This window comes from Streptomyces sp. MB09-02B, from assembly GCF_033794485.1.
Classification (GTDB): Bacteria; Actinomycetota; Actinomycetes; order Streptomycetales; family Streptomycetaceae; genus Streptomyces.
The window spans coordinates 1-26,866 of record NZ_JARGEE010000083.1; the positions used below are offsets into that span (position 1 = coordinate 1).

Consider the following 26,866-nt stretch of genomic DNA (forward strand, 5'->3'; position numbering starts at 1 on the left):
GGGCGGGGGTGGGCGCGGTTTCGGGTGTGGTGAGCGGGTGCTCGGCGAGGTAGGCGGCGTAGTCGCCGTATTCGCCGGCGTGGAGGCGGGCCGTGAAGTCCGCGTGGGCGCGGGTCATCTCGGCCTCGCGGTTGGGCTTCACCCAGCCTTCGGGGATGGCGGGGGTGGGGTCGCCTGCGCGGGCGGCCTTTGCCCAGGCGCGCACGAATTGTGTCTCATCCGTCGATTGACGGACGCCGACGTTATCCTTCGATGCTCCGATCTTATGGCCGTCGGGAGCGAAAAACATTTCCCATTCGTACTTACGGAGGGTCCCGAACTGGGAACGATAGAGCGCACATAGTTGATCGGCCGTTAGGCCGAGCATAATTGCCGAAATCGCATCGATCTCGACTAGCGCCATTCGTCGTTCATATTCATAGCGGAGTGGTGTTGCAGTTGACCATTCAGAAGCCACAGCTCCAATTGGCGCGCATCGAGGAGCTGGATCGGTCCAGCGATCGGAGCGCCAGGAACCCTCAAAGCTATCCCGCCACAGCGAGGCATAGGGCCGTGCGACGCAATTGCGACGCAGAGAGCGAAGGAGTAGAGGTGTGGCGAGCGGATGATCGAGCGGCGCAGGGAACTGTGCCATCACATCGGCTTGGAGGTCATCTTTCCCTGTGACCTTGACTAGATAATCCAGTGGAAGACTTGACCACAGGGCCCCAATCAGGGCGGTGTTGCGGTCCTCATTCAAGGCCATTGAATGAACCCCGTCAACATGGGTAACTCCGCAAGGAATCAACCCGGATTGCAGCGTGCGCTCAGTGACTGAATCGACTCTACGCCTCCAGGCGACGCGCTGATATTGTATGGCGCGGCGATCCTCCCACTGCTGATGATCCTTGATGAACTCCTCTTCCGAGGAGATCACTAGATAGTTTGTGCGTGGCGAGAAATCTTCCGGAATCTCCGAGAAATCCACTCTTGAGTAGTCCTTATAGGACTTGCATCCCACATTCGCCTGTTGAGCGAAAGGCATGCCTACTCCAAGGTGGGGTCCTTGCAAAATTACCTCACCGACGCTCGCAGGGATGTGCGTCTGCTTCTTGATGAGCCTCTTTTCAATCGCCCTGTTCTCGCGCAATCCCGGCGTCCACCAGTACTTGTGATCGCGGAGACGTTTCGGAAACGCTGAAAGGGTTAGCGTGGCCTCATTGTCGGATACGGTCAGGGGGCGAAGCATGCGAGACTGTGTGGCCGGAATGCCCGCACCGTCCACGAGAGCAGCCCATGAGGCGAGGATGCGCTCGTTGACCACTACAACCCTGTCGCGATGAGGCCTTAGGTCCCACCCGCCGGACTCAAATTGTCTTCCTGGCGTCTCTCCTGCACCGTTATGCAAAACCGATCCATCTGCCGTGGACGGGTGCAGCAATCCGGAGATGTTAATAAACTCTACATCTTTCACGGGTCCATAAATATGGATGCCATATTCCCTAGTGTTCATGATCTCGAAGAGCTTCAACTCGTTCCGGAACTGAAAGTGTCGTCGCAATCGAGGGTAGGCAGCTGATCGAACTCCGCGGCAAGTGGCGGCGCCAAAATGGTCTTCCGGGTGAACGAGCCCTGAAATTCCGGATTCTCCACCGTTCCTCCATGCCTGTTCCATGAAATTCATGTAGAGGTTCGTCTGGACTCCGGTGAGGACTGGATGTGTGATTTCTGAGCTGAGATGGAAGGAGAACCCCGCCCAGGAACTCAAATCTGCCAAATAAGAGCGGACTATTTCTGGGTGCCGGAGTGCCCGTTCTTGACGCTCGGCAATCTCTGTTGCTGCAGCTTTTTCATTGAGACCAAACCAAGGATCGTGCTCGGCCAATGACAACGGTCCGTTCCACTTGGGTTTGTACCACGGAGGGTTACCCGTCTGAAGATCGAACCCGCCCCGCTCGAAGATGTGGGCGAACTCCATTTCCCAATGGAAGAACCCCTCTCGCCGCGAGATCCTGTCCGTCTCGCTTAGCCACGGAAACCGGACCATGACCGACGGTAGATCCGCGCATTGGCTCATCACCCGATCGAACTCGTCGTCATCCGCAAGTTTTTCGAACTCACCGGTGTCGGCGAACAAACCGAGTTCGTCGTCCAGGCCAGCTGCGCCTCCCCGCCTGCTGCTCGCCTTCGCCTTGGCAGCCGGGACGCCCAGCACCGCCTCGCAGAACGACAGCCATTCCTCCATGCTGGGGGGCGTCGGGGTGTCGGGCTGGCCCACAGGCCAGAACCAGAGGGCGCACCAGGCGTCCATGACCAGCTTCAGTCGGCCGCGCGGCGAGCCCGGCTCGTTCAGGGCGCTTTCGATTCGCTCGCGCGTCACCTCACCCGACGCCTTCTCCAGCGGCTGATCGGGGTCGACCTCCCACACTTCGATCTGGCGCCGGACCTCCCGCTCGCTCACGATCAGGCGGCGCCGGGTTAGCTGCCACAGCCGCTCGACTCGTGTTGCCAGTGCCAGCAGCCTCTTGCCCTGCGCCACCGACGGCGTCGCCATGACAGCGGTTCGCCACTTCGCCAGTGCGTCGCGCTCCTCCTTCGCCAGTTCCTTGGCCTGCTTGGCATCCGCGATCGCACCCCAGCCCTTTGCTGGAAGTAGGAAGTGGTGGATCTCCTTGCCCGTCTGGAAGTGGCCTTCTGCGGCTCCCATCCGCAGTGGCCGGTCCGTCGGAACCGTCGTCAGCCATGCCTTCCGCTTCAGCGCGTCCGCCGCATACACCGCCCGCCGCGCCCCGATCAACGAGTTGCCGCGACGTAGGTGCAGGCCGAACCAGGGGGCCTTCAGGCCCTCGTGCATCGAGTTGAGCCACAACGAGACCTCGGCCAGCTCAACGGCGGTCTGGTTGAGGTCGACGCCATAGCAGTTGTGCAGCGCGAGGTACGCCTTGACCTTCTGCAGCTCCGCCTCGTACCGGTCCGGCGGTAGTTGCTCGCCGCCCAGCTCCGTCATCCTGCGCTTCAGGTACTCCGCCGCCAGCTGGTTGATGGCCTCGTTGAGGAACGCACCCGAGCCCAGGGCAGGCTCACAAACAGTCAGGTCCAAGATCGCCCGCGCAGGCGTCGTCACCCCGTCCTGGTCCAGCAGCTCAGCCAACGCATGCTTGACCGTGCTCCGGGTCAGCACCTCCGGCGTGTAGTACGAGGCTGAGCGCTGCCGCTCCCGCCCCGACAGGCGGTAGACGAACGTGCCCTTCTTATGTTCGACCCGCTTCAGAACACCCGTCAGCTCATCCCGCCGCTTGACGAAGACATCCTCGTCGTAGTTGTCGGCGTCCTCGAACGGCACGACCCACGTGCCGCTCAACCCGTCCGAATCCGGCTTGGCAACCTCGTACAGGTCATCCCAAGCGAAGAATCCCGTGTACGACATCAGGCCCTCGTAAACCGCGCCCAACTGGTTGATGCCCAACTGCGCGTACGAGATGAAGCCCTTCCCAGTGCCGCCGCCGGCCTTGCCCCGCCCACTGCGGCGCCCCTGCGTGAGCATGAGCAGGTTGAGGACCCGCCACAGCACCTTGTTCCGCAGACGTGTGTCGATCCGCTCGCCCTCGACCGATACCGAACCGATCAGCGGCGTCGCGTCGGCCTTGAACAGGTCGCTGCGCAGGGCCTCGAAGCGCAATCCGTCGGCGTCCAGGACAGTCACGGTGTCTTCAGACGGCGTCTCTTCCTTGCCCAGCGGGCGGTGTCCCTGGTCGACCAGCCTGAACAGCAGGTCCAGTGACTCGGCGAAGTGGAAACGGTCCTGCGCCTCCTCCGGGAGGTCGTAAGACACCAGTTCACCGAGACGCGCGAGCCCGTAGCCGTCCTGATAGGCGTCGTCCTTGCTCGGCAAGATGCCAAGCTCGGGCCGGGCCTCCGCGTAGAGCAGGAACAGGATGCGGTACAGGTACCGCAGCGATTCACGCGTGAGCCGGCTCGCCAGTTCGGCCGGGTCGCCCAGCTCCGCCGGATCGGCACCCCCGTCCTTGAGCCGGTCCAGGATCTCCTGGGCGATCAGCTCGACCGACTGCCGAAGCCCCTCCCGCAGCTCCTTCGACACACCCACCGCGTGCTTGCGACCCTTGTCGACCAGGCCGTCCAGGTACCCGGCGACACCGCCCTCCGTCAGCAGTGACTCCGCGCCGAACAGCGCGGCCACCGCCTCCAGTTCCTCGCCGTCCGCGCTGAGGTTGCGGTCCAGGGCCTCGTCGACGCTCACCGCGAGGAACCGGCCTTCGTGCCAGGCCGTGCGGTCGGCGAGCAGTACCGTGCCGCCCGCGAGGAGCAGGACGTAACGCGGGGCGTAGCCGTCCTCGCAGCCGAAGAGGAAGGTGACCGCGTCGGCCGCACCGGTGATGAGCTGCTTGCCGTCGAGCTGGATCGGGTCGAGGAGCCGGGCGCCGCCGTCTTCGACGTCCGCGACGACGAGTTCGCCGTCCACCTCCCACGTGACGTCCAGGGCGACGAGTTCCAGGCCGCCCGGCCCCGTGACGGCGAGCGCCACCGGTACCGACCGTTCCTTGTCGCCCTGCATCACACCGAAGTCGCCCCGGCGCAGCCGGGTGTGGATGGAACCCGTCGACTCCGGAGCGGCGGCCTCCGCGTCCTTGCCCTCGGCCTCCGGTTCGACATACGCCAGCGCCGCCAGCAGGTGGTCGTTGAGCTCCCGCACCTCGGGACCGTCGAAGGCCTTGTGCTCGGTGATGCGGACCTTGGCCTTGAAGTACTCGCGGCGCAGGCCCTTCACCCCCGACCGGGACGACGGGGCGCCCGCACGGTCGGCGGAGGTCCAGCGCTTGCGCAGCTCGGTGAGGTCGCGGGCGAACAGCTCGGCGAGGTAGTGGGCGGAGATGTACTCACCGCGGTTGGTGATCGCTTCGAATGCCACGGTGTCACGCGCCCCTCTGCTGCTGAACTACCTTGCCGCCGCCAAGCACAGGTGGCGCCAGGACTCCGATCACGCGCACCATCGCCTCACCCTGCGTGGCCAGCTGCTCGATGAGCTGCTCGACCTCCACCGCGGTCTTCCGCACGCGTGTCTCCTCGTGCTGGCGCCGGATGCCGCTGAAGCTCAGTTGCTCGAACGTCGACAGGCTGGCCCTGCGCCAGGCCTCCAAACGCTGCTCGTACTCGACGAGTTGTTCCACGAGCGGGGTTTCCTGCTCGTTGCGCAGCTCGGCGATGTGCTCGTGGCTCGCCCTTACGGCCGCCGGGACCAGTGCCTGCAAGGCCGCCTTGTCTCCGGTGAACGGTCGATTGAGCATCTTCGGCTTGACCCCCGCCCGCTCAAGCACTCCCACCAGATCGTCGTCGAAGACCGGTGTGCCGCTCGCAAGACCCGTCACGCACGTCCAGGCCAGCACGGTCGGGTGGCCCTTGGCATTGGAGTACATGCCCTGGGTGAGGAACACCGGTTCGTCCACGTCCGCCGTGATGATCGGCGCGCTGTTGCGGGTGAGCCTGACCAGGACCTTGTCGGTGAGCCATTCCACCACCGGGTGCTGGTCCGTCAGGAAGCTGACGTCTGGCCAGCCGGAGGTCTCGGTGCGCTCCTGCTTGGTGATCGCGCCCTTGGCGCGGTTGCCGCTGCGTTCGCGGGCGCGGTCCAGTCGCTCCTGGCCGAACTCCTTGTCGAAGGTGACCCGGAGCTGCTCGAGAACCTGCCGTTCGTCCAGGTACGACTTGGGAAGGACCAGGAGACGGCGCTGGAGTTCGCGGTCCGGGGTGAAGACCATCATCTTGGGGTGGTCCTCGTCCCAGCGCTTACCAATGCGCTGCTCCGGGTTGTCGTAGACCTCCTCCAGAGCTTCCTCGACGAACGCGCGTGTGGACGCGAACAGTTGCGGCACCTGGTAGCCCGGTGAGTCGCCCTCCGGGGTGTGGTCGGCCATGAACGCTTCGAAGGGGTCCAGCGGGACCGCCGGCACCACCGCGTCGAACGGTTCCTCCTTCGCCAGAAGTCGCTCCATGATGGCCTCCCTCTCCGCGTCCTCGTCGCGCAGGCCGAGGATGGAGGCCGCCTCGCCGAGGGATCGGTGGACCTCGTGCTCACGCTGCAGCAGACGCTCGGACACCGCTCGGTCCGCCGAAGGGCGATCGGGGTCCTCGTCGTCCGTGAGCAGCAACAGTGCGCGGATCTCCGGGGAGTGCTGCTGGCCGTAGCGGTCGATACGGCCGTTGCGCTGCTCGATGGTGATCAGCGACCAGGGCAGGTCGTAGTGGATCATCTGGTGGCACTGGCGGTGCAGGTTGACGCCCTCGGCGGCGATGTCGCCGGTGAGCAGGACCCGCAGGTCGCTGCTCGCGAGGCCGAAGTCCTTGACGGTGCGCTGCTGTTCGTCGTCGGAGAGGCCGCCGTGGAGCTGGCGTACGGCACCGCTGGTCTTCCCCTTGCTCGGGGCGAAGCCGAGGGCCGAGGGCAGGGTGTCCTGCAGTATCTGGAGTGTGGCGCGGCGCTCGGAGAAGATGACGACGCGGGTGTCGGAGCCGGGGCCGACCTTGATCTCTTCCTTGAGGACCTTCACCAGCTGCCGGAACTTCGCGGCGTCCTCGATGTCTATGGCCTCGGCGATGGTGCCGAGGTTGACCAGCGCGTCGCGTTCGGCCTGGCGCTCCCGTGGGTCGGGGCTCCGGTCGATGCTCTCGATTCGGTTGTCCACCGTTTCGACAAGGGCGGAGTGCGAGGAGAGGAAGGACTTCAGCAAGGTGTACGGGAACAGCCGCGCACCCTTGCCGGACACAGGCGCCGTGCGGCCGTCCTTCGGGTGGATCCAGACGTCGTACAGCTCCTCGAAGACGCGCTGCTCGGCCGGGGTCGCCGTGCAGTCGATGGCGATCGGCTTCTCGCGAGTGGCCCACTTGTGGCCGATCTCGGCCGAGACGTCGGGCGACATCTTGTGGCGTCGGATGTAGAGGTGCTGGAGCTGTGTCTCGTCGTAGTCGCTGGTGTTGGGGATGGCCGTGGGGTCGAGCAGGCTCAGCAGCTCGCCGAACGACTCCCGCTGGCCGTTGTGCGGGGTGGCGCTGGCCAGGATCAGGGCGTCGGTCTTCGGCGCGAGGAGCTGCGCGAGGCGGTTGTTCTTCGTCCCGGTGTTGATCAGCTTGTGCGACTCGTCGATGACGACGGCGTCCCAGGTGACCTGCATGAGGTGGCTGCGCCACCGGTCGGACCGCAGGGTGTCGATCGAGATGATCGCGCGCTTGTAGTAGGAGAAGGGGTTGCGGCCGGCGGGGATGTCGTTCTTGATCCGCTCGATGCCGGCCGAGTCCAGCCGTACCACCGGGATCGCGAAGCGCGTCCACAGCTCGTGCTGGAACTGCTCCAGGATGTGCTTCGGCGTCACCACCAGGATGCGCTCGCCGCGCCCGCGCCTGATCAGCTCGGACAGCAGCAGCCCGACCTCCAGCGTCTTGCCGAGGCCGACCGCGTCCGCGATCAGCAGTCGGGGGCGGAGGGCGCGCAGGGCGGCCTTGGCGGGCTCGCGCTGGTAGGCGAGGTCGTCGACGAGGTGGGTGCCGACGGTGGCCAGGCGCTGCTCGGAGAGGGGCAGCGGGGTCTTACGGATCAGCGCGTCGATGAACAGGCGCGAGCGGCGGCACTCGGGGGAGTCGTCGGGGACGAGTTCGGTGTCCTCGGGGCGTAGCGGGGTCACCTGGTCGAGGTTCGGGTGAGCGAAGAAGACCGCGCGCTGGTCGCGGACCAGGGGCGAGATGCCCCGTACGTCCAGGCGGGTGCCGTCCTTGGCGGTCTCGTCGACCTCCACGACCAGCCAATCCTCGTCGCGGGCACGGACCTGCATCCCGGCGGCGAACTTCGCGCCGCCGGGCGCATCACCCGGGACCTTGCCTGACGCGCTCTCGGCGACGGTGGCCATCGGCGGGTCTCCTTCGATTGCTGCTCTGCTGGTGCGTTGTTCGCGCTGTGGGTCTGCGGATGCCGGACGACTTGGACGGCTCAGCCGCCGTAGTCGCCGCGGCGGTCCTCGATACGGCTGCGCCATCGCGCGGCCCAGCGGTCCGGCGTGGCGTCCGGCCGGGGCCCGGGATCGAGCGGGGCCGCCGGCCGGGGGAGAGGCACGGCCTCGGGCACCGGCTCGGGGTCCATGTCCGCAGGGCCGCCCGGCTCGGCGTCCACCGCGACATCGGCGGGATTCGGTACGGCATCTGGCGCGTCGACCGGTGTGGCCTGCCTTTCCCGGACTTCCGCGAGGAACGTCTCCGGCAGCGGCGGGTACGCCTGTGCCTCCATCGGCACGCCGAAGTCGAGCAGACGTCCCATCGCCTCCTCCAGCACGCTCTGCGCCGTCGGCCGGTCCTCGGCGTCGAAGGCCAGGGTGTGGGTGATCAGGTCGAGCAGGGCGGGCGGGAGGCCGGTCAGGTCGGGCTGTATGTCCAGCGTCCGCTGCGCCGGCCTCTCTGCGTAGAAGGGGACGTGGCCGGTCGCCGCGTGCGCCAACGTCGCGCCGAGGCTGTAGACGTCCGCCGCCTCGCTGGCCTTGCGGGAGTCCGCGGCCTGTTCCGGTGCCATGTAGGCGAGGGTGCCCAGCGCCGCGCTCGCCGTGGTCAGACCGGTGCCGCCGCTGACGTGGGAGATACCGAAATCTATGACCCGGACGCCGTCCACCGCGACGAGGACGTTGCCCGGCTTGAGGTCGCGGTGCAGTAAACGCACCGAGTGGATGTGCATCAGGGCGTCCGCGAGACCTGCTGCCAGCCACCACGCACCCAGCTCGCTGACCGGGCCGTGCTGCTCCAGCAGTTCCAGCAGGGAAGGCGCGTTGATGTACTGGGTCGCGATCCACGGCGTCGCGGCTCGCGGGTCCGCGTCCACCAGCGCGGCGGTGTGGAAGCCGCCGACGCGTCGGATCGCCTCCAACTCCAGAGCGAAGCGCTTGCGGAAGTACTCGTCCTCCGCGAGTTGCGGCCTGACGACCTTCACCGCGACCGGGCGGGTCGAACGGTAGCCCAGGTACACGACACCCATCGCGCCCTGCCCCAGCCGGCCGACCAGTCGGAAGTTCCCGACCGTCGTCGGGTCGCCCGCTCTGAGCGGCTGCAGCACCTTTTCCCCCGTGGTGTCCTGACCTGGCTGGACGAGAGCGAGGTTATCAGCGGGTCGGGTCACTGTTCCCGCGCCTCCTGGGACTCGCTCTTCCCCGGAGATTCACCGGTGGCCGACGGTGGCAGCAGGGCGCCCTTTGTCAGCCCGTCGTACGCGAGCACGCCGACCCGGTCGCCGATGGCGGCGGCCTCGCGCAGCAGTTCCTCGAAGGCGGCCAGGCGCCGGAAGGCCTCGCCGTACTCCCGCTGGCGCCCGATGTCCATCTGCGGAAGCCGCGCGGCTGGGGCGTTCAGGCGGAAGGTGCCGCTGGCGGTGGTGCCTCGACGAATGTTGGTGGCGCTGCGCAGGAAACCGCGCAGGTAGTCGGTGTCGAGCTGGTCGGTGCGGGAGGTCGGCACGGTGCCGTCGAGGTCGACCAGGCCGCCCCGGACGAGATCGCCGAGTCCGATCGGTGCGGCCTCGATGCGGCCGGGGCCGGCGGGGAGTACGGGGAGCAGGTCGAGCAGGTCCCGGGCGAGGCTCTGGACGCGGTCGCGCAGGGCTGCGTACTCGGCGGGGTAGTCGCCGTGGTGGGGGGTGACGTAGCGGCTGGGGCTCAGGTCGACGTCGTCGTCCAGGATGTCGACGGGCGAGACGTCGGCGATCTGCTCCGGGGTCGGTGCGCCGTTCTTCGTACCGATGCCGTCCGGGGCAGCGGTGCTGAGGTCGATCATGCGGATGTGCGCCGGGGCGGGGTCGCCCTGGGCCGGTCGCCGCAACATCCACAGGTGCACCGGCAGCGAGTGGCTGGACATCAGACCGGGAGGCAGCGCCACCACGGAGATCAGCAGTCCTCGGCGGACCAGTTCGGCCCGGACGCGTCGGCCGGCCTTGCGGTAGGCGACGGACCCGGGCAGCACGAGCAGTGCCCGGCCGCCGGGGGCGGTGTGGGCGTAACAGTGCTGGACCCAGGCGAGTTCGCTCTCCGAGCGCGGGGGGACGCCCAGCTCCCAGCGGGGGTCGAGCAGCAGGTCGTCCCGCCCCCAGTCGGCCACGCCCACCGGGGGCTCGCAGAGGACCAGATCGGCGCGGAGGTCGGGGAAGGAGTCCTTGCGCAGCGAGTCCCCGCAGGCCACCGTCGCGGTCCTGCCGTCGAGCCGGGCACGGAAGTCCGCGATGGTGGCGGTGGCCGGATTGAGTTCCTGGCCGTACCGGTGGGTGCCCGGGACGGCCGCGAGCAGCAGCGTCCCGATGCCGCACGCAGGGTCGTAGACGGTGCCCACGGTGGCGTCCGATGGCCCGCCCGTCTCGCCGACGGGCCCGGCGAACGCCGCGACGATCCGTTCCAACGCGGGGGTGGTCATCGGCTCACCGCCGCTGCGGGTGGTGGAGGCGATACAGCGCTCGACCAGGTCGGTGTACAGGGCCTGTGCCCCACGCTCTGCGGACAAGGCGGTGACGGCGGCCGCAGCGGGTTCGGTCAGCGGATGCTCGGCGGCGACTCCCAGCAACTGCGCGCCGACAGCGCCGAGTGCTGTGAGCAGATCGTCGCCGTACTGGGCACGTAGCTCGTGCCACAGGTCGACCTCACCGGAGGTCTCTCGGATCTTGCCCTGCTGGCTCAGCCAGCGTTGGACCTCTGCGAGCGCGAAGAGCGGGCTGGTCGCCGTGCCGGCGGCGGGGCTCGGGAAGTCGGGGTGGCGCCGACGCCAGTTGGAGACGGCGGCACGGGTCACCCCGGCGAGGCGAGCGATCTCGGCAGCCGTGACGACCGCCGCGGGGGCGGATTCTTCGGCGGCCATGGCGCGACCGTACACACCTCGGAGGGGATGGGCAAGGAGTGCGTGTTTACATCGCTAACAGCGCGGCTGTGTTTCCATGCCTACCGGAATTCGGGAGGCGAGGAGTCGCGCATCAAGGGGGGTAGACCATCCCGATATGTGCCGCGTCGCCGGGAGAGCGACGAGCGTGGAACGTCAGCCCTCGCTGCCGTGGCGCACGGCGAAGCCGATGAAGGCCGCCCACGCGGTGTTGCCCACGGTGAGTGCGGGGCCGGTGACGGCCTTCGAGTCCCGGACGTGGAAGGCCCCTCGCGAAACAGCCACTTCCACGCACTGGCCCCCCTCGGCACCGCTGTAGCTGCTCTTGCACCACCGCAGGTCCTGGGTGTCGGCAGTGATCCTTCGGGTGTTCATAGCTCCCCCAGCGACTTCTCAATGTAGGCCAACGACTCACGCGGAGTGAGGGCCTGCGCACGGATGATCCCATAGCGCGCGGCGAGTGCGCGGACCTCTTCGCGATCGGTCACCAGTGTGCTACGCCCCTGCGCCTCCGTGTAGCCGATCTGCTCCCCTCCTTTACGGGTGAAGAGCGTGAACCCGCCGTCCACACCGGCGTTGTCCTCCCGATCGAGCGGCATTACCTGCACCTCGACGTTGCGTTTCTGGCCGATGAGGAGGATCTGCTCCAACTGCCCCCGCAGGACCGAGGTTCCGCCAAGCCGCCGCAGCAGCACGGACTCCTCCATGACGAGACTGAACAGAGGCGCGGGCCACTTGTTGAAGATCTCCTGGCGAGCCAGACGTGCCGAGACCCGTTGCTCGATCGTCTCCTCGTTCAGGAGCGGTCGGCGCATGCTCAGCAGCGCCCGCGTGTACTCCTCGGTCTGCACCAGGCCGTTGACCACATGAGTGTCGTACGTCTGCAGCTCAACCGCCTCGGCTTCCAGCCGCGCCGCATCACGGAAGAACGCCGGATAGCGTGCCCGCGCCACCTCCTCCTTCATCGCCCGCAGGACGCCGCCCGCGTTCAGCACCTCGTCCGCCTTGTCGATCAGTTCGGGTTTGGGGATACGACGGCCGAGCTCGACCGACGTGATCTGGTCCTCCCCGTAGCCGAGTCGTCCACCCAACTCGGCGCGTGTCAGGCCGGCCCGCTCCCGCAGGAGCCTCACCTGCTGCCCGAAGCACCGCAGGAAGCTCGCCCCGTCGTCCTGCTCCGCCATGCCCGCCACCTCCGGCAGTCTCACCGCCCACGGCACTGGTACGCAGCCGTACACGGTGAGGCCGTGCACGCAGCGCGATGAGGCACGCTAAGTGCGGTGGCGAAACAGTCGGACCTGAACGCTCCCACGTTCCCCCGAACGAGGGCTTGCCCACCTGTACGTCGGCGGCGGCTCTCTGTACAGACCGCATCCGTACAGGCGTCTTTGCTGGTCAGCGCGCTGGGATCTCCGGCAGGCTCGCCGCCATGGAATCCTCGGACACCGCCACCACGCGGGCGGCCCAACCCTCTTTTCCCAGACGCGAGTTCGCCATGCGGTTCACCTCCACACCGCGAGGTGCCCGACTCGCCCGCCGTCTTGTCTCACACCGGCTGGACCAGTGGGGGTACGGGTACGACTCCGCCGTCAACGAGGCCCTGACCCTGATCGCGGCCGAACTCACCGCCAACGCCGTGCGGCACGGCCACGTACCCGGCCGGGACTTCCACCTCCGGCTGACGACAACCCGTGACACCCTGCGCGTCGAGGTGACCGACACCCGTGCCGAGCGGGTGCCGCCCCGGTCCGTTCGCGAGGCGCCCGGCGACGCGGAGTCCGGCCGTGGACTGCTCCTCGTGGCCCGGCTGGCGACCCGCTGGGGCACCGACCCGCGCCCCACCTCACCTGGCAAGACCGTATGGGCGGAGCTCACTCCACCATGCGGCGCAGCGACAGTGACCTGACCGGTTTCGGGCCGCGACGCATTGCGAGCAGCGTCGACGCGGCCCATGCTGTGCGCAAGTGGAGTGCGCCTCGGCCGGCTCGGAGGCTGAGGCAAGAGGGGGAGCCATGACCGGTTTCTGGATACGGCCCGGGCGGACACCGTTGCCCGGTCGTCAGAGCTTCGGAGAGCCGGGTCACCACTCATGACGTTCGTCCCGCTGGATCACCGACGCGTCCAGACAGCGGTGATCGGAGACAAGCACTCCGGTGACCCTGTGATCCTGCCGATGGACCATCACGAACTGGACCACTGGCGAAAGCTGCATCCCGACCACACCTACTGGTGCGGGCTCCAGCTGGGCGGCTGCGGCGGCGAGTTGAGCGATCGACGCTACACCGACAAGGTGTGTCACTTCGCTCACCACCCCAACGCCGTCTGCCACCGCACCGCCAACGGTGAATCCAGCGCGGACCATCTTTTCATCAAACGCGGCATGGAACGGTTCCTCGCTCGGCAAGGCCTACGAGGCAAAGTCAGTACTCGCGATCTCGGCACCGGTCCGGGTGATGCCGTGGACGTGTTCGTTCCCTCTGCTCGACGACGAGTGCGATTCCAACTCGGTGCCCTGGACCACCTGGCCTGGCGCCGCACGGCCGAGGAGTTCGCCCAGGACGCCGATGGCGCGGACTGGGTCTTCGCCCAGGACGGGCCGCTGACACATGAGCTGCAGTACCGGCAGGGATACGCGCTCCGGGTCCGTCTCCACACCCATGGCGGCGAACGTCGCGTGGACATCGGCGTCGCAGCGCAAGGACATCCGCTTCACTGGACCCCGTTGGAGGAGTGCACGCTGACGCCGACGGGTCTGCTCACGCCACCTCTGAAGACCATTCGGCCGCCGTACGACTGCCACAGGGCCGCAAGCTTCCCGGTGCAGGGCGGTCTCGTCTTCGCCCCCCTGCAGGGAAGCGGGGTGTCGGAAGAAGCGCCTTTCGACGTCGGGAAACGGCACCTGATCGCCGCTTATGTAAAGCCCGTCGACAGCCCCGTCGTGCGAGCTCTCGTGTCTCTTCCGACCGACGCCGACGCCCCATCCGCAGGGCACGTCTACCACGTGCCTGACGGTGCACGCGTTCTGGTAGCGGACGGTGGCACGGGCTGGGTCGTCACGGCTGAGCGCTACATCCGCCTGAACGCCAACGAAGCCCAGCGCACTGGGCTCTGGTCTCCTTCCCCCGCTCCCACTGGCGACTACGGACGGACTTCCGTCCGCGCGAGAGGCCACATCGACGCGACAACCGGAGCGAGCGCCGCCAACTCGGTGCGGCCGACGGCGGACACTGAGCCTGCGGCCGACGCACAGGTGCCGACGGGCGGCGCGGAGCAACAGCCCGTGCCCGGAGATCACCGAGGTCGGGCCAGGGACCTGATCAGTCAACTCCGCCCCCTTGAAGGAGCCTTGGGAGAGGCGGTTCGCAAGCAGGTCACGCGGGCCATCAACGGCGCCGAGTTGTGGCTGGCCGCCGTGACGAACACCCAGAGCGGTGTGTCGAACGAGGGAGGGAGGCATGTCCGGCAACTGGACCTCGCCCTCAGGACTGCGAGGCGTGACCTGAAACTGGACGAGTACAGCACCTAGCCCGGCGGCGTGATGTCGGTACGGTCATCGGGATAAGCGCAGTTCGTGACGCATGTCGGTGGTGCCGGTTAACCTGCCTGTGTGTTTGATATGACCGACCCCGTAGCGGCCCGAAAAGCTGCCATCGAGGCTGAGAAGCGCCGTCTGGCCGAGCAGCGGCAGCGTCGTGAGGCCGCGCCCTCGCATCGCACGAGCGGGTTCCTGCTGCGCAAGTGGCGGTGGCTCGGGGTGAACGGCGAGGAGGCCGTCCACGCTGTGCTCGAAGTCCTGGAGGAACTGCAGAGTGCGAACGCCGACCTGGGCGGCGATGCTGACGGCCATCACGAAGAGCAGCTGCGCAAGGCCATCGCGGGTTCCCCTGAGGCCGACTCTCTGCTGCCCGCAGTCGGAGCACTGCTGAAGCGGGCCACCCCCATCGACGTCCTGAGGCACCTTCGGGCGCTGCACGCCGTAGGAGTCGAGTGGCTGACCCCGGAGGGGACGGGACGTCAGGCAGTCATCTGCTCCACAGCCCCCAGTCTGCTGCTGGCACGGTCGTCACGGAGCCTGACCGGAGGACCGGCGTACTCGCTGTTCACCTCGGTCGCCATGGGCGGCGCTGTGCCCGTGCCCAAAAAGATGCTCCCCGAGGTGCTCCGCTGGGCTCCGCTGCCTGTCGTCGACGACCTCATCGAGCACGGCGGGATCCTGCCGGAGGACAGTCCATGGACGTACCGGGCGGACAGCGAGGCGGTCTACCTGCGTGCTCGGCTCGTCCCGCGCGAGGTGACAGGGGATGAGGCCCGCGCCCTGGAGTGGACCTCGTTCCTGCGCCGCGCGGATTTCGTGTCCGGCCGGGACCTGGACCCTGATGGATCCGATGCTGATGGCCGGCCGGACGTCTACGAGTTGCTGCTCGAGGCATCGGTGGGTGACGCCAGTCGGCTTCACGAGCTGGACGCCGCCCTTCCAGAGGAGCAGCGCATCCAATTGCGCAACCTGAAGGCCGGCTCGTACGAGGGGAACTGGTCGAGAGGCTTTCTCGAAGATCGCGGCCTGTGGGCACTGATGTCCACGCTGTGGGACCCCGATTCCACCATCGATCCGCGGCTCAGCGACTTCCATGCGTGGACAGCCATTCGCAGGGCCTACGACCTGGTGATCGAAGGCCGGGTGGAGGAGGCAGGACAGCAGGCCGCCGCCTTCGACCGCCTGGCGAAACCCGGGAAAACCCTTCCGCCGAGCATGCCCGGCATGCTGCCCGAGGCCCTCAACATCGCTGCCTACGCGGCCCTCGCGGCCGACGACCTGCAAGGCGCTGAAAGGCTGATGGAACGGGCGGCGGCGCTGACGGACGAGGTGTCGGCCAATCTGGCTCGCATACGCGTGTGGCGTGCGACGCCCAAGAACACCCGCGATCCTCTCACCAATCCGTACTTGGACCTCGGCCTGCCCCACGGCTCCGCCGACTGGGAGACGCGGTATCGCGAGCTGGTCCGGGAGTCCCGCTTCGACACGGTGAAGTACGCCAGGCTCAACATGATCCGCGGTCGACTCGACGAGGCACGCAGGCACGAAGCCGGAGACGGGGTCTTCTTCCGACTGCCTCTCGATCACACGGTCTACGAGGCACCCGACGACGTACCGCGGTCTCTCGTCCCGCCGCTGGAACCGTTGCCGCGGCGTACCTCCGCCACCAGTGGGGCGGAGATGGAGGCGGTGCGCGCACGTGCAGCGGTCGAGATCCTCCAGGACTTCCGTACCACGCCCCCGCGCCTTGACCGCCATCGCTCCACGTAGCACTCGCCCACAGAGTCCGAGACATTCCCTTCAACAGGAAAAGCCAGGCCACTCAGCCATGTCGAACACGTCCCGCCGTATCGCCATCAAGAAACGTGCCAACAAGACCGAGAAGCGTTTCAGGTCACACAAGGTGTGTCCGCACTGCGGACAAGTTCGTCCCGCGGCGACACAGAAACGTCCCAAACCCACCGCCACGGCGATACGGCGCGCGAAGGCGACCGAGCAGCAGCCCCGGACGGCGTGGGCCGTCTCCGAACCTCTCGACGCCGCGCAAGTGATCAAAGGCATCGTGGCAGCCGTACCCGCCGCACTCGCGGAACTCGGCCCGGACCAGGGTGGTGCTGGGACGAGCAGCGCGTTGCCTCAAGCGGTCCGTACCGCGGTCATCGCGGAGTTCCGAACCCGCGCCCAGTTCGTCGGCAGGCTGTGTGAGATCGACGCGCTCCTGCATGCCCAGGATGCTTCCAAGGCCGTGCTGGACGCCATGACCGAGCACCTCGGCCATCTGCAGCTCCGCCGAGTCACGGACCCCGGCGCGCAGGAGCTGTTCGTAGTGACCGAGGGCGAGGGCGAGGCCTTCGAAGTTCTGCGGCCCGCCTACGTGGACGAGGCCACGGGCAAGCTCGCCCTCGCCGGTCAACTGCGTCGTGTGGCAGTGGTGAGCAACGAGGCGAGCGTCACGGAGGGGGGCAAGTGACCGCGACGGGTATCGATTTCGGAACGACCAATTCCGTAGCCGCCCAGTGGAACGGCGCATACGTGGAGGTCCTGGAGCTCGGAGGCTACGGACTCGACGCGGACTGGCGGCGTCCGGGCTTCGAGTGTCTCTTCCCGTCCGTGGTGGGCACCAGTTCCCTGCGCGCCGGCACGCTCTTCGGCTGGGAGGCGAAACTCCGTTCGGAGAGCGCGGTGGAAGCCTGCAAGCGCATGCTCCGTGACGAACAGCTGGTCACGATCGGGAACCGCCGCTTCGCTGCGACGACCGCTGCCGCCGGAGTGTTCCGCTCCATGGCCAGAGTGGCGGAGGAGGAGGCGGCCACCGACATCGCCCATGCTGTGGTCACTGTTCCTGCCAACGCGACGGGCGCGGCGCGTTACCGGACCCGCGAGGCGGCCAAGGTCGCTGGCATCAGCGTGCAGGCCCTGCTCAATGAGCCGACGGCGGCAGCGATCGCGTACGCCCATGCCCTGGAGGAGACCGGAGAGTTCCTGGTCTTCGACTGGGGCGGTGGCACCATGGACTCCACCATCCTGCTCCATGAGGACGGCTTCTTCGACGAGAAGGCGTCCCGGGGAGTGAACCGCCTCGGCGGGCTCGAGATCGACGAGCGCCTCAAGCGCCTCGTCCTGGAACGAGCACCTCGGGGCCGGCAGTGGACGCCTTCGGAGCAGCGCCAGTTCGGGCTCGACATCGAGCGATCGAAGATCCTCCTGTCACAGCAGAGCAGCGTTCCGGTCATCACGCCGGACGGCCATCGTGTGGAAATCACCCAGGAGGAGTTCTCGGAGGAGATCCAGGACCTCATCTCCCGTGCCCTGGAGCCAGTCGAAGCCTGTCTGGAAGACCTCCGCATGGATCCGAGCGAACTGACCGCCGTGCTGATGATCGGCGGCAGCAGCCAGATCCCAGCGGTACGCGCGGCGGTCTCCGAAGCCCTGGGGTGCGTGCCGGTCGGAGCCGACCTGTGCAACCCCATGACGGCCGTGGCGGAGGGCGCCGCGATCGCCGCCGCTTCCCTGAACGGCGAACTCGACAGCATCATCCAAGTGGTCAACTCCCATGCGCTGGGGACAGTGACGACCCAACCCGGTGGCCGACGGAGTTTCAGCACGATCATCCCGCGGAACCAGCCGCTCCCGCAGATTCGCAAGAAGTCCTACACACCGACCAAGGACAACCTGGCCTCTCTTGAGGTGGAGGTGTGGGAAGGCGACCCGGACAAGCATGTCGACCACCCGGACAATGTCCGGCTCACCGTCCTCACGCTCGAGTACAAAAGGCGGTGTTCGGCGCAGGACGGAACCTTCGAGCTCGACTACACCTACACCAAGGAGGGGCTACTCGAAGTCAAGGCAACACTCGTCAAGACCGGCGAAGTCGTTCTCAACGAACCGGTGTCGACTTTCGGTACGACCGGAGCGTCGCCCGAGGTCGAAAAGGAGCTGACCCACTTGATGTCCCTGCGGGGGGCGCCCCATCGCAGCACCCCGTTGCCCACTCACCCGCAGCGGCCCAAGCCCGTTGTCCCCTCGGCGGCAGCAAACCAGAAGTCCGGCAAAGCGTCCCCGGCGGCCCTGGCCCGGCTCGCGGCCACGGTGGACAACCGCCCTCTGGTGATCGACGGTTCCAACCTCGCCTGGATCTCCAGCGCCAGCCGGGCCGCGGGTGGACGACCGCGTTTCGCCGTCCTGGAACAGGGCGTCGCCGCTCTGCAGCGCCGCTATCCCAACCGGGACATTCACGTCGTCATCGATGCGACGTTGCGCCACGACGTGGCGGAGGAGGAGCGAGCCGCTGTGCAGGCAGCGATCGACGCCCGTCGGGTAGTGCAGCCGCCTGCCGGTACGGAGGGGCGTGGAGACGCACTCGTCGTCGACATCGCCAACGCCGTGGACGGCGTGATCGTCTCGAATGACAACTTCGCGCCGCTCCAGGCCACGAACCCCTGGCTGCGGGTTTCCGGGCGCATGCTCGGCGCGACGCTGTCCCAAGGGGTCTGGGTCTTCAGCTCACGCGTGCCACCGCTTAACGGCGGGTCGCGATACAAAGCGTGAACGCCTGTTCTCACATGGGGCTGCCCATCGGCGAAGAGGACCCTGCCACGCCAGTGGCAGGGTCTCTGGTACTACCGACGCATGGGGATTGAGCGTTCATCGGTATCGACCTCGCCTGGGCGCTGGGCGGAGTCAGTGTCAAGCCCAACGAGACCGGCGTGGCCGCCATCGACGGTCGCGGTGTGGTGATCGACTGCGGCTGGACCTTCGGGCTCGAAGAGACGATGTCGTGGCTTGCCAGGACAGCCGTCGACGGATCGACCCTCGCCTTTGTCGACGCACCACTGGTCGTCGACAATCCCGCCGGACAACGGCTGTGCGAGCGGGAGGTCGGCCGGAGGTACGGCCGTTGGAAGGTGAGCGCGAACAGCACCAACCAGAGTTCACCCCGCCAGGCCGGAGTTTCCCTGCGGGAAGGGCTACAACAGTCCGGTTGGGTCTACGACGACGGCAGGGGCGGGCCACCGACGGGCGGACTGGCCATGTCCGAGTGCTATCCGTACACAACATTGGTCGGGGCCCCCGAGTTCGGGTACGACCAGGAACGCCCTACCTACAAACGCCGGCCCGCGCGAGTGCCGACGGCGCAGTGGCGAGCGGTCCGGGCGGAGGAGTGCGACAAGCTGATCGCGCGCATGGCGGGCCTGGCCGCCGCCGATCCGCCCCTCCTGCTCTCCTCCCATCCGGTGTCCCGTCGCCTGCTCGACGAGCCCTCGCCCCAGCGGGCCGCCGACTACAAGCATCGGGAAGACCTCATCGACGCTCTGCTCTGTGCGTGGACGGCCGCACTGTGGTCCCGGCACGGACTGGCGCGCTGTCAGGTCCTGGGAGCGGAGAGCCTCCTGCCCCTCGGATGTGCTCCCACCATCATCGCGCCTGCCCGCCCCGAACAGCGGCGTGGCGAGGCGGCGAGCTGAACCGAAGGGACACAGCCGTTCACCGTGGCCGTCGCCCACGGTGTCCCCTTTCTGGTTGGCGCCCTCTCCTCCTTCACGTGTCATCTGCGAACAACCGCTGCATCAACTCCGGGTAGGAGAGGCCTACTTCGGTCAAAATCTTTCTCAATGCCTCGGGTGGGCCCACTGAAAGCGGGGCAGGGGCACCGACGCGGCCGGGTACCGCGGAAAGGTCGCCGCCGCTGAACCGTGATTCCGGTGTTGCCGGGGGACGTACCTCGTAGGTGCGCCAGACGCGCGCCGGGGGATTGAAGAGGACCAGATGGGGGGCCGCCCACGCGACGAAGGCCCAGCGGTTCCTGCTCCGGGCCCGGACGAGCACACCGCTCGGGTGGTGCCTCCCGAGTCGGTCGGCGGCTCGGGACACGACGGGGAGGGGGTTGCCGAACGAGCCCGTGATCTCCCAGAGTCCGTCCTCGTGCGAGGCCTCCCAGCCCGCCGCGGAGAACTCCTCGACCACCTCCGCCTCGGGGTCTTCCTCCTGAGCCAGGGCAATGAGACGTTCCACCTCGCTCCAGGGCGCGACGCGGGCGAGCGCCTGCTCCGGCGGGAGCATCAGATCCTCCACCTGCTCGGGCTCGGCACGCGCGATCCTGTCCTTGCTGCGTAGCCATGCGCGGGCGGCCAGCACATCGTGCTCACCGCCTCCGGTGAAGGTGGCGTCCTGGCTGAGCAGCGTCATCACCACGGCCGCCACCGCGTCCAGCCGACGCCGGGTCTCAGGTGGAGCTTGCTGGGCCGCCTCGCTCGGTCCGTCTTCAAAACAGAGTGCCTCGAGAAGACGGCTGAGGCCGTCGCGCCAGCTCTGGTCGTTCTCCTCCCAGACTCCCGCGGCCAGGAGTTGGACATACAGGTTCGCCACGACCAGCCGTACCGGTACCGGTGCTGCGGGCGCTCCGCCAGGGGAGGCGAGCGTCCCGACCCAGCGTCGGATCCAGGTCCGGCAGAGGACCCGTCGTTCGGGCGGAATCTGGAGAGCGACAGGCATGCTCACGGTGAGAGGCTCCTCGTCCTCCGCGTCGTCCTCATGCGCCTCGTCGTCCTCCGTGGCCCCGCTATCGGTGACCGCCGACAAAATCCACCGCGACGAGGGCGCCTGCGGCAGATCGATCTGCAGGGTGCCGAACGCCAGATCGGTCAGTGGAGCCCCGATCATCCGGCGGCAGTCCGCGACGTATGCATCCCAGCGGTCGACCCCGCTCAGGGCGCCGGAGCTTGCCGCGGCACCGGTCGCCGGGCTCACCCGTGGCGCGGCCGTTCCGGCGGTGAGCTCGCGCAGGCGCAACAGATCGGTTTCGAAGCGGCGTGCGGCGCGCTCGTCGGCGAACAGCACCTGCGCCGTGTAGTCGTATCGCAAGCGGGGCCCGCTGTCGGCACCATGGCGGCGTGCGCAGTGCACAGGGCTGTAGACGAAGACCACATGCGATTCGACGGTGCTGCCGTCCCGCTGGACACAGGCGGCGCGAACTGCGGCGCCTGGAACCTCGGGCTGCGGGAAGGAACAGGTCAATACCCCTTGGGGGATGGAACCGATCTCCGTCCACGAGCCTGGTGAACCGTCGGCGGACGTGCTGATCGCAACGGGGGCCGGCCAGCTGCGGGCCAAGGAGACGTGCAGGCCCTCACTGTCCGTTTTCGCCCCGAGCAGGACGAGTGTGTGACCGGTAGAGGTGAAAGGCCGGATGGTGCGGCCGACCAGGCTTGTGAGGGGAGCGGTGCGCCCTTCTTCGGGGAGCAACGGCGCAGTGTCCGTGGAGAATACGGCGAGTTCGCAGTTACCGCCGTCCCTCGTGCTGGCACCCAGCGCGGCGCGGGTGAGGTTGGCGCTTCCGGTCAGCGCGTATCGCCGACCGTTGCTCTGCCATTCGATGAATTTGCCGTGGCGCATCCGCGTCTCCTCGAGAAGACGGATCTGCGCGGAGGAGCCGCCGAGCGCCGCCTTGACCGTTCCGGCGTCGTAACTTGACCAGCGAGGCTGGAGGCCGAGGGTGACACGGCGTGGGACCAAACGGTCGACGAGCGCGCTCAAGGCGTGGCCGGCCTCGTCGATGAACGGGGCGTACGCGTGCAGTTCGTCGACGGGACCGAGCGGCAGTTGTTCCAGAAGACTTCGACGGAGATTGTGCAGCAGCCGGGGACCGGCTTCCGGTCCTGCAGGGGCATTGACATGCCGTTCGGTCAGGAGAGCGGACAGTTCCGCGAGGTGACTTGCCGACCAGGGGGCCAGGCTCACGGCGGAGGGCAGTTCGCCCAACCAGTCGGCGAGGTCGGCCAGTAGCGTGTGGGAGTCGTCTTCCTCGGTTTCCACCACGGTCCACAGTTCGTCGTTGGCACCCCAACCGGACAGCGTCGGGTTCCCCGAGCCCACCGCCAGTCGGCAGGCGTGTTCGCCGACCAGAAGCACGACCTTGGGATGGAAAGCACCACAGCAGGTGGCCAGGCCGTGCAGATAACTGCGGCCGGCCATGCGTACGTCGACCGGATCGTGGAGCCCTTGGGCTGCGTCACCGATCACTGCAGTGCGGGCGCCGAGGCCACGTGCGACGGGGATGGCGACCTTCTCCAGGAAGGGAAGATCGACCGTGAACCCCATGAAGAGTGCTTCGTGCAGTGCTTGCCGATCCTTGCGTTCGGCCCATTCGCGCAGCAGCGTGACAGGGGAGGCGAACCGGGTGTGCTGTATCGCGCTCACCGGTCCGTGTCCAGGACCCGTCGGCCGCTTTCTGTGATGGTGTAACAGTTGTCCTGAACGGCGAAGAGCCCCAGCTGCTCTGCGAGGACTCCCAATTGGGGAATACGTGTGCCGATGTCGGAGTCTCCTTCGTCACCCGTCTTGAAGTACCGCTCGTTGCGAAGATGCAGTCGGGAGAAGATCTTGAGCCCACCCGTCGCCGGGTCGGTGCGCAGCTTCGCGAGGGCGACTCTGCGGGACTGGGCAAGCATGTCGTCGACCAGCCGGGCAGCCAGATCGCGCACCGGCCGGTCGATGTAGTCGTTGATGAGCCCGTCGATCCACGTCGGGTCGAGGAACTCGGCCGAGCGGCGTTGCCGACCCAGGAAGACGGCACGTACGTCGTCGGGCAGATGCCCTTCTCGGGATCGCAGCGCACCCACGATCAGGAGTCGCACATTCGTCATCGGGGCGTCACCGCCCTGGGCCAGGAGCTCTCGCTCGACCGGCATCAACTGGCCGGTCGCGTTGCTGAGTGGCGGCAAATCACTCAGCACCCTCCGCACATCCCCATCCGGGGACTGCTGTGCCAGCCAATCGCGCAGTTCCTCAGCCGACCGGTCGGCCTCGCCGTCCTTGGAGCCGATACCGGAGACCAGCGCTGCCCAAAGCCGACGCCAGGCGCCGACGGAATAGTGACGCAGCAGCGTTCCCCGCCAACCTGCTGCCTCAGGAATTGCCGCCAGGACCGGATCCGTGGTCATTTCCTCGCCGAAAGCCACGGCGGAGCGCAGCGTCTCCTGATACCCGGCGCCGTCCTGGCCGTGGAGATCGATCGCCCGGGCGAGGGTACGGAGGGTCGCGCGCCGGGTGCGGTCGGACGCCTCCCAATACTCCGGTACGTGGGCTCCTCCGGCATTGGTAGCGGTCAATACCTCGGTCAGCCACTTCCGCTCGGCCGGACAGGGGACGCCGAGGGCCGCCTGCTCCGCCGTCTTCAGGTCCGCGAAGGAGACGACTTCTCTCGAAGCAAGAGACAGCAGTGGGGCGAAGAGCTCCTTGACCGCGGTAGGGCACGCGTGCCGTCCGGGCCTGAGTGCTCCCTCCCGGACATCCACCGTGCCGAGCACCATGGCGGGCCCGCCGTACTGATCCCAAAAACCCCAGCGGCGGGGCGAGTACGACTGGTTCAGTTGCTCCTCGTCGGCAGCTCGCGCGAGCTCCAATTCCTCTGCGCAGAAACGTCGTACCCGATCGACCCCATGAGCGGACCATGCCGCGTGATCCTCCGCCTGGTTCTGCTGGAGCGCCGCCAGCAGAACCTCGCTTCGGCGAACCAACCGACGGCACGCGGTGACATCCAGGGCGTTCTGTTCGGCATGCGCCGCGATCGCCGCGTACATCGAGTGGTAACGCACGTACCGGGTCACTGTGGACACTCCGGGAACCAACCGGTCCACTGCCCGCATGACCGGGCCTTCCACCGCCAGGGGATACCGACCCGACCGCACACCCAATCCCTCGAGTGCCCATGCAGGTCCACGGACATCCGCTGTCACTCGCCACCCCTTGTCGGCTGCCGGAGCGTTGCGTCAGCAGCAGTTACGTGACCCTGCCTCAAGAGTAAATGCCGGCACCGGACGGGAGGCTGGTACCGTCAACTGGTTGGGGGTAGCGCGCCGTCACCATGGTGCTGGACCAGCTCGGCATCCGCCGCCACCTGTCCGAACGTTGTCGCGCCCCGTCCCATGTCACCCTCTCCCGACTCTTGGCCGCCCTCAATGGCGACGCCTTGGATGCCGTGATCGGCGCCTACCTGGCCGCACGCGATCACACCCATGGCGGCTCCGGCCCGGCGCCGCGGCCAGCGATCGTGGGGGGACGGCAAGGTGGGTGATGGCGGACACCCCGTCGTCCGGCGCCCCTCCGAAAATGCGGTGACCAGGGCCCGCCCTCCTCCCTAGACTCGCCCCACCAAGACGAGAGAGGGGAGCCCGGCCGTGTGTGACCGCACCCCTGTCGTCGTTCCCCGTTCCCTGTACGAGGTGATCCTCGTGTCCTCGTCCGGCCGGTGCCCGCTGCGCGGCCGGTACCGGAGCCCGTGACGTACGCCTGACGTCTTCGCATGGCGCCCTCGCACGGGAATCGCGCTGCCCTGAAACAGCTCAGCTGAAAGGCCACGGGCCATGCGCAGCAACGTCAGCAACATCGCCAACCCCCTGACCGCCGTCCGCAACCTGGGCATCCTCGCCCATGTCGACGCCGGCAAGACCACCGTCACCGAGCGGTTCCTGTACGCCACCGGGACCACGCACAAGCGGGGCGAGGTCCACGACGGGACGACCGTCACCGACTTCGATCCGCAGGAGCGCGACCGTGGGATCACCATCTTCGCGGCGGCCGTCAGTTGCGCCTGGGACGGGCATCGGATCAATCTCATCGACACCCCCGGCCACGTCGACTTCGCCGACGAGGTGGAGCGCTCGCTCAGGGTGCTCGACGGCGCGATCGCGGTGTTCGACGCGGTCGCGGGCGTGGAGCCCCAGAGCGAGTCGGTGTGGCGGCAGGCCGACCGGCACGGCGTACCGCGCATCGCCTTCGTCAACAAGCTGGACCGTGCCGGCGCCGACCTGGACACGGCCGTGGAGTCGATCCGGCAGCGGCTCCATCCGGCCCCGCTGGTGGTGCAGTCGCCGATCGGTACGGAGGACGGGTTCGTCGGTGTCGTGGATCTGCTGCGCATGAAGGCGCTGGTGTGGGCGGACGGTTCCGAGGCGGCCGAGGAGGGCCCGGTTCCCGACGACCTGAGGGACGAGGCCGGGCGGCGACGGCGGCGGCTGGAGGAGGCCGTGGCCGAGCTGCATCCGGCGGCGCTGGAGGAGTTCTGCGCGCAGGGCACGCTCTCCGCGGGCACCCTGGCTGCCGCGCTGCGCGACCTCACCCGCACGGGTGAGGGAGTGGTGGTGCTCTGCGGCTCCGCCTACCGCAACCGCGGTATCGAACCGCTGCTCGACGCTGTGGTGGCGTATCTGCCGTCGCCCCTGGACGTACCGGCCGTACGCGGCACGCACGACGGTACGGAGCAGGAGCGGGCCGCCGAGGCCGAGGCGCCGGTCGCGGCCCTGGCGTTCAAGGTGAGCGCCACGGCCACGGGACGGCTGACGTACGTGAGGCTGTACTCGGGCACGATCCGGAAGGGGGACACCGTGCTGGACGCCGGGACGCGGCGCACCGAGCGGATCGGCCGGATCCTGCGGGTCCAGGCCGACCGGCACGCCGAACTGGAGCGGGCCGTGGCCGGGGACATCGTCGCGGTGGTCGGGCTGAAGTCCGCCCGCGTGGGGACGACGCTGTGCGATCCGGCGGCGCCGCTGCTCCTCGAACCGCCGTCCGTCGCCGACCCCGTGGTGTCGGTGGCCGTCGAGGCGCGCCGGAGCACCGACACCGACCGGCTCGCCACCGCCCTCGCACGGCTCGCCGAGGAGGATCCCTCGCTGGTGGTGCGGACCGACCCCGAGACCGGGCAGACCCTGCTGTCCGGCATGGGCGAACTGCATCTGGAGGTGGCGGTGGAGAAGGTCCGGCAGAGCCAGGGGCTCGACGTCGCCGTCGGCCGGCCTCGCGTGGCTTATCGCGAGACCGTCGTCCAGGGGGTGTCCGGTCTGGTCTTCCGGCACGTCAAACAGGACGGTGGGGCCGGGCAGTTCGCGCACGTCGTGCTGGACGTGGCGCCCCTGCCGCCCTCGGAGGCCGACGGTGACGGTGCCGCCACGGGCTTCGTCTTCCGCTCGACCGTCGTGGGCGGCCGGGTGCCGCAGGAGTACGTCCGCGCGGTCGAGGCCGGCTGCCGTGACGCGCTCGCCGAGGGACCGCTCGGTGGTCACCCGGTGACGGGGCTGAGCGTCACCCTCACCGACGGGGCGACCCACTCCAAGGACTCCTCGGAGATGGCGTTCCGTACCGCCGGGCGGCTCGGGCTCAGGGAGGCCATGCGGGCGGCGGTGATGGGGCTGCTGGAGCCCGTCGCCGATGTCACGGTGACCGTGCCCGCGGATGCCGTGGGCGGGGTGCTCGGTGATCTCGCGGCCCGGCGCGGGCGGGTCACGGATTCCGTGACCCGGGGTGGCTCTGTGGTGGTCACCGCGAGTGTGCCGCTGGTGGAGCTGTTCGGGTACGCGACGCGGTTGCGGAGCCGGACGCAGGGGCGGGGGACGTTCACGGCGCGGCCTGCCGGGTACGCGGCGGTGCCTGGGGCTGTGGCGGTGCGTTGAGGGGAGG

Annotated in this window: 15 protein-coding genes; 7 read left to right on the top strand and 8 right to left on the bottom strand. The window is 67.9% G+C overall.

Going from position 1 to position 26,866, the window contains the following annotated elements:
* From P1P70_RS14620 to P1P70_RS14645, 6 genes are all read right to left on the bottom strand, one after another.
* Positions 1 to 4,906 (bottom strand): Eco57I restriction-modification methylase domain-containing protein (locus tag P1P70_RS14620; RefSeq protein ID WP_319237277.1); only part of this gene is annotated, 4,906 nt, incomplete at its 3' end.
* A 4-nt stretch (positions 4,907 to 4,910) separates the two neighbouring features.
* On the bottom strand, positions 4,911 to 7,892 hold the full coding sequence (locus P1P70_RS14625) for a DEAD/DEAH box helicase (protein WP_319237278.1): 2,982 nt from the start codon (positions 7,890 to 7,892) through the stop codon (positions 4,911 to 4,913).
* A gap of 80 nt (positions 7,893 to 7,972) precedes the next feature.
* Positions 7,973 to 9,142, bottom strand: a complete 1,170-nt coding sequence (locus tag P1P70_RS14630; protein ID WP_319237279.1) for a serine/threonine-protein kinase — start codon at positions 9,140 to 9,142, stop codon at positions 7,973 to 7,975.
* Positions 9,139 to 10,860: an N-6 DNA methylase gene (locus P1P70_RS14635; protein ID WP_319237280.1), complete on the bottom strand. Its 1,722-nt coding sequence runs from the start codon at positions 10,858 to 10,860 to the stop codon at positions 9,139 to 9,141. The genes P1P70_RS14630 and P1P70_RS14635 overlap by 4 nt, the downstream gene beginning before the upstream one ends.
* Positions 10,861 to 11,034: 174 nt before the next feature.
* Positions 11,035 to 11,253: a DUF397 domain-containing protein gene (locus P1P70_RS14640; protein ID WP_319237281.1), complete on the bottom strand. Its 219-nt coding sequence runs from the start codon at positions 11,251 to 11,253 to the stop codon at positions 11,035 to 11,037.
* Positions 11,250 to 12,062, bottom strand: a complete 813-nt coding sequence (locus P1P70_RS14645; protein ID WP_319237282.1) for a helix-turn-helix transcriptional regulator — start codon at positions 12,060 to 12,062, stop codon at positions 11,250 to 11,252. The genes P1P70_RS14640 and P1P70_RS14645 overlap by 4 nt, the downstream gene beginning before the upstream one ends.
* Before the next feature lie 245 nt (positions 12,063 to 12,307).
* Between P1P70_RS14645 and P1P70_RS14650 the strand changes: the two genes are divergently transcribed.
* From P1P70_RS14650 to P1P70_RS14675, 6 genes are all read left to right on the top strand, one after another.
* Complete coding sequence (locus P1P70_RS14650) at positions 12,308 to 12,784, top strand: ATP-binding protein (RefSeq protein ID WP_319237283.1); 477 nt, start codon at positions 12,308 to 12,310, stop codon at positions 12,782 to 12,784.
* Positions 12,785 to 12,967: 183 nt separating this feature from the next.
* A complete protein-coding gene (locus P1P70_RS14655) occupies positions 12,968 to 14,404 on the top strand; it encodes a hypothetical protein (protein ID WP_319237284.1) in 1,437 nt (478 codons plus the stop codon).
* 90 nt (positions 14,405 to 14,494) lie between these two features.
* Positions 14,495 to 16,183 (top strand): hypothetical protein, encoded by a 1,689-nt coding sequence (locus P1P70_RS14660; protein ID WP_319237285.1) that lies wholly within the window; start codon positions 14,495 to 14,497, stop codon positions 16,181 to 16,183.
* A gap of 292 nt (positions 16,184 to 16,475) precedes the next feature.
* On the top strand, positions 16,476 to 16,883 hold the full coding sequence (locus tag P1P70_RS14665; RefSeq protein WP_319237286.1) for a hypothetical protein: 408 nt from the start codon (positions 16,476 to 16,478) through the stop codon (positions 16,881 to 16,883).
* Positions 16,880 to 18,961: an Hsp70 family protein gene (locus P1P70_RS14670; RefSeq protein WP_319237287.1), complete on the top strand. Its 2,082-nt coding sequence runs from the start codon at positions 16,880 to 16,882 to the stop codon at positions 18,959 to 18,961. Before P1P70_RS14665 ends, P1P70_RS14670 begins: the two co-directional genes overlap by 4 nt.
* 158 nt (positions 18,962 to 19,119) lie before the next feature.
* The gene (locus P1P70_RS14675; protein WP_413471470.1) at positions 19,120 to 19,878 is read left to right on the top strand and encodes a DUF429 domain-containing protein; all 759 of its coding nucleotides are present in this window, start codon (positions 19,120 to 19,122) and stop codon (positions 19,876 to 19,878) included.
* A gap of 73 nt (positions 19,879 to 19,951) precedes the next feature.
* On the opposite strand, the gene P1P70_RS14680 is transcribed toward P1P70_RS14675, so the two are convergent.
* Both P1P70_RS14680 and P1P70_RS14685 read right to left on the bottom strand, forming a co-directional pair.
* The gene (locus P1P70_RS14680; RefSeq protein WP_319237288.1) at positions 19,952 to 22,609 is read right to left on the bottom strand and encodes a hypothetical protein; all 2,658 of its coding nucleotides are present in this window, start codon (positions 22,607 to 22,609) and stop codon (positions 19,952 to 19,954) included.
* A complete protein-coding gene (locus tag P1P70_RS14685; RefSeq protein ID WP_319237289.1) occupies positions 22,606 to 24,018 on the bottom strand; it encodes a hypothetical protein in 1,413 nt (470 codons plus the stop codon). Before P1P70_RS14685 ends, P1P70_RS14680 begins: the two co-directional genes overlap by 4 nt.
* Before the next feature lie 756 nt (positions 24,019 to 24,774).
* On the opposite strand from P1P70_RS14685, the gene fusA reads away from it, so the two are divergent.
* Positions 24,775 to 26,859, top strand: a complete 2,085-nt coding sequence (gene fusA / locus P1P70_RS14690; RefSeq protein WP_319237290.1) for an elongation factor G — start codon at positions 24,775 to 24,777, stop codon at positions 26,857 to 26,859.
* The last annotated feature ends 7 nt before the right edge of the window (positions 26,860 to 26,866 follow it).

What these genes read in the sequence shown, in the direction of transcription:
- P1P70_RS14625 (WP_319237278.1), bottom strand. Translation starts at nt 7,892, where the DNA reads ATGGCCACCGTCGCCGAGAGCGCGTCAGGCAAGGTCCCGGGTGATGCG.
- P1P70_RS14635 (WP_319237280.1), bottom strand. Translation starts at nt 10,860, where the DNA reads ATGGCCGCCGAAGAATCCGCCCCCGCGGCGGTCGTCACGGCTGCCGAG.
- P1P70_RS14640 (WP_319237281.1), bottom strand. Translation starts at nt 11,253, where the DNA reads ATGAACACCCGAAGGATCACTGCCGACACCCAGGACCTGCGGTGGTGC.
- P1P70_RS14645 (WP_319237282.1), bottom strand. Translation starts at nt 12,062, where the DNA reads ATGGCGGAGCAGGACGACGGGGCGAGCTTCCTGCGGTGCTTCGGGCAG.
- P1P70_RS14650 (WP_319237283.1), top strand. Translation starts at nt 12,308, where the DNA reads ATGGAATCCTCGGACACCGCCACCACGCGGGCGGCCCAACCCTCTTTT.
- P1P70_RS14655 (WP_319237284.1), top strand. Translation starts at nt 12,968, where the DNA reads ATGACGTTCGTCCCGCTGGATCACCGACGCGTCCAGACAGCGGTGATC.
- P1P70_RS14660 (WP_319237285.1), top strand. Translation starts at nt 14,495, where the DNA reads ATGACCGACCCCGTAGCGGCCCGAAAAGCTGCCATCGAGGCTGAGAAG.
- fusA (WP_319237290.1), top strand. Translation starts at nt 24,775, where the DNA reads ATGCGCAGCAACGTCAGCAACATCGCCAACCCCCTGACCGCCGTCCGC.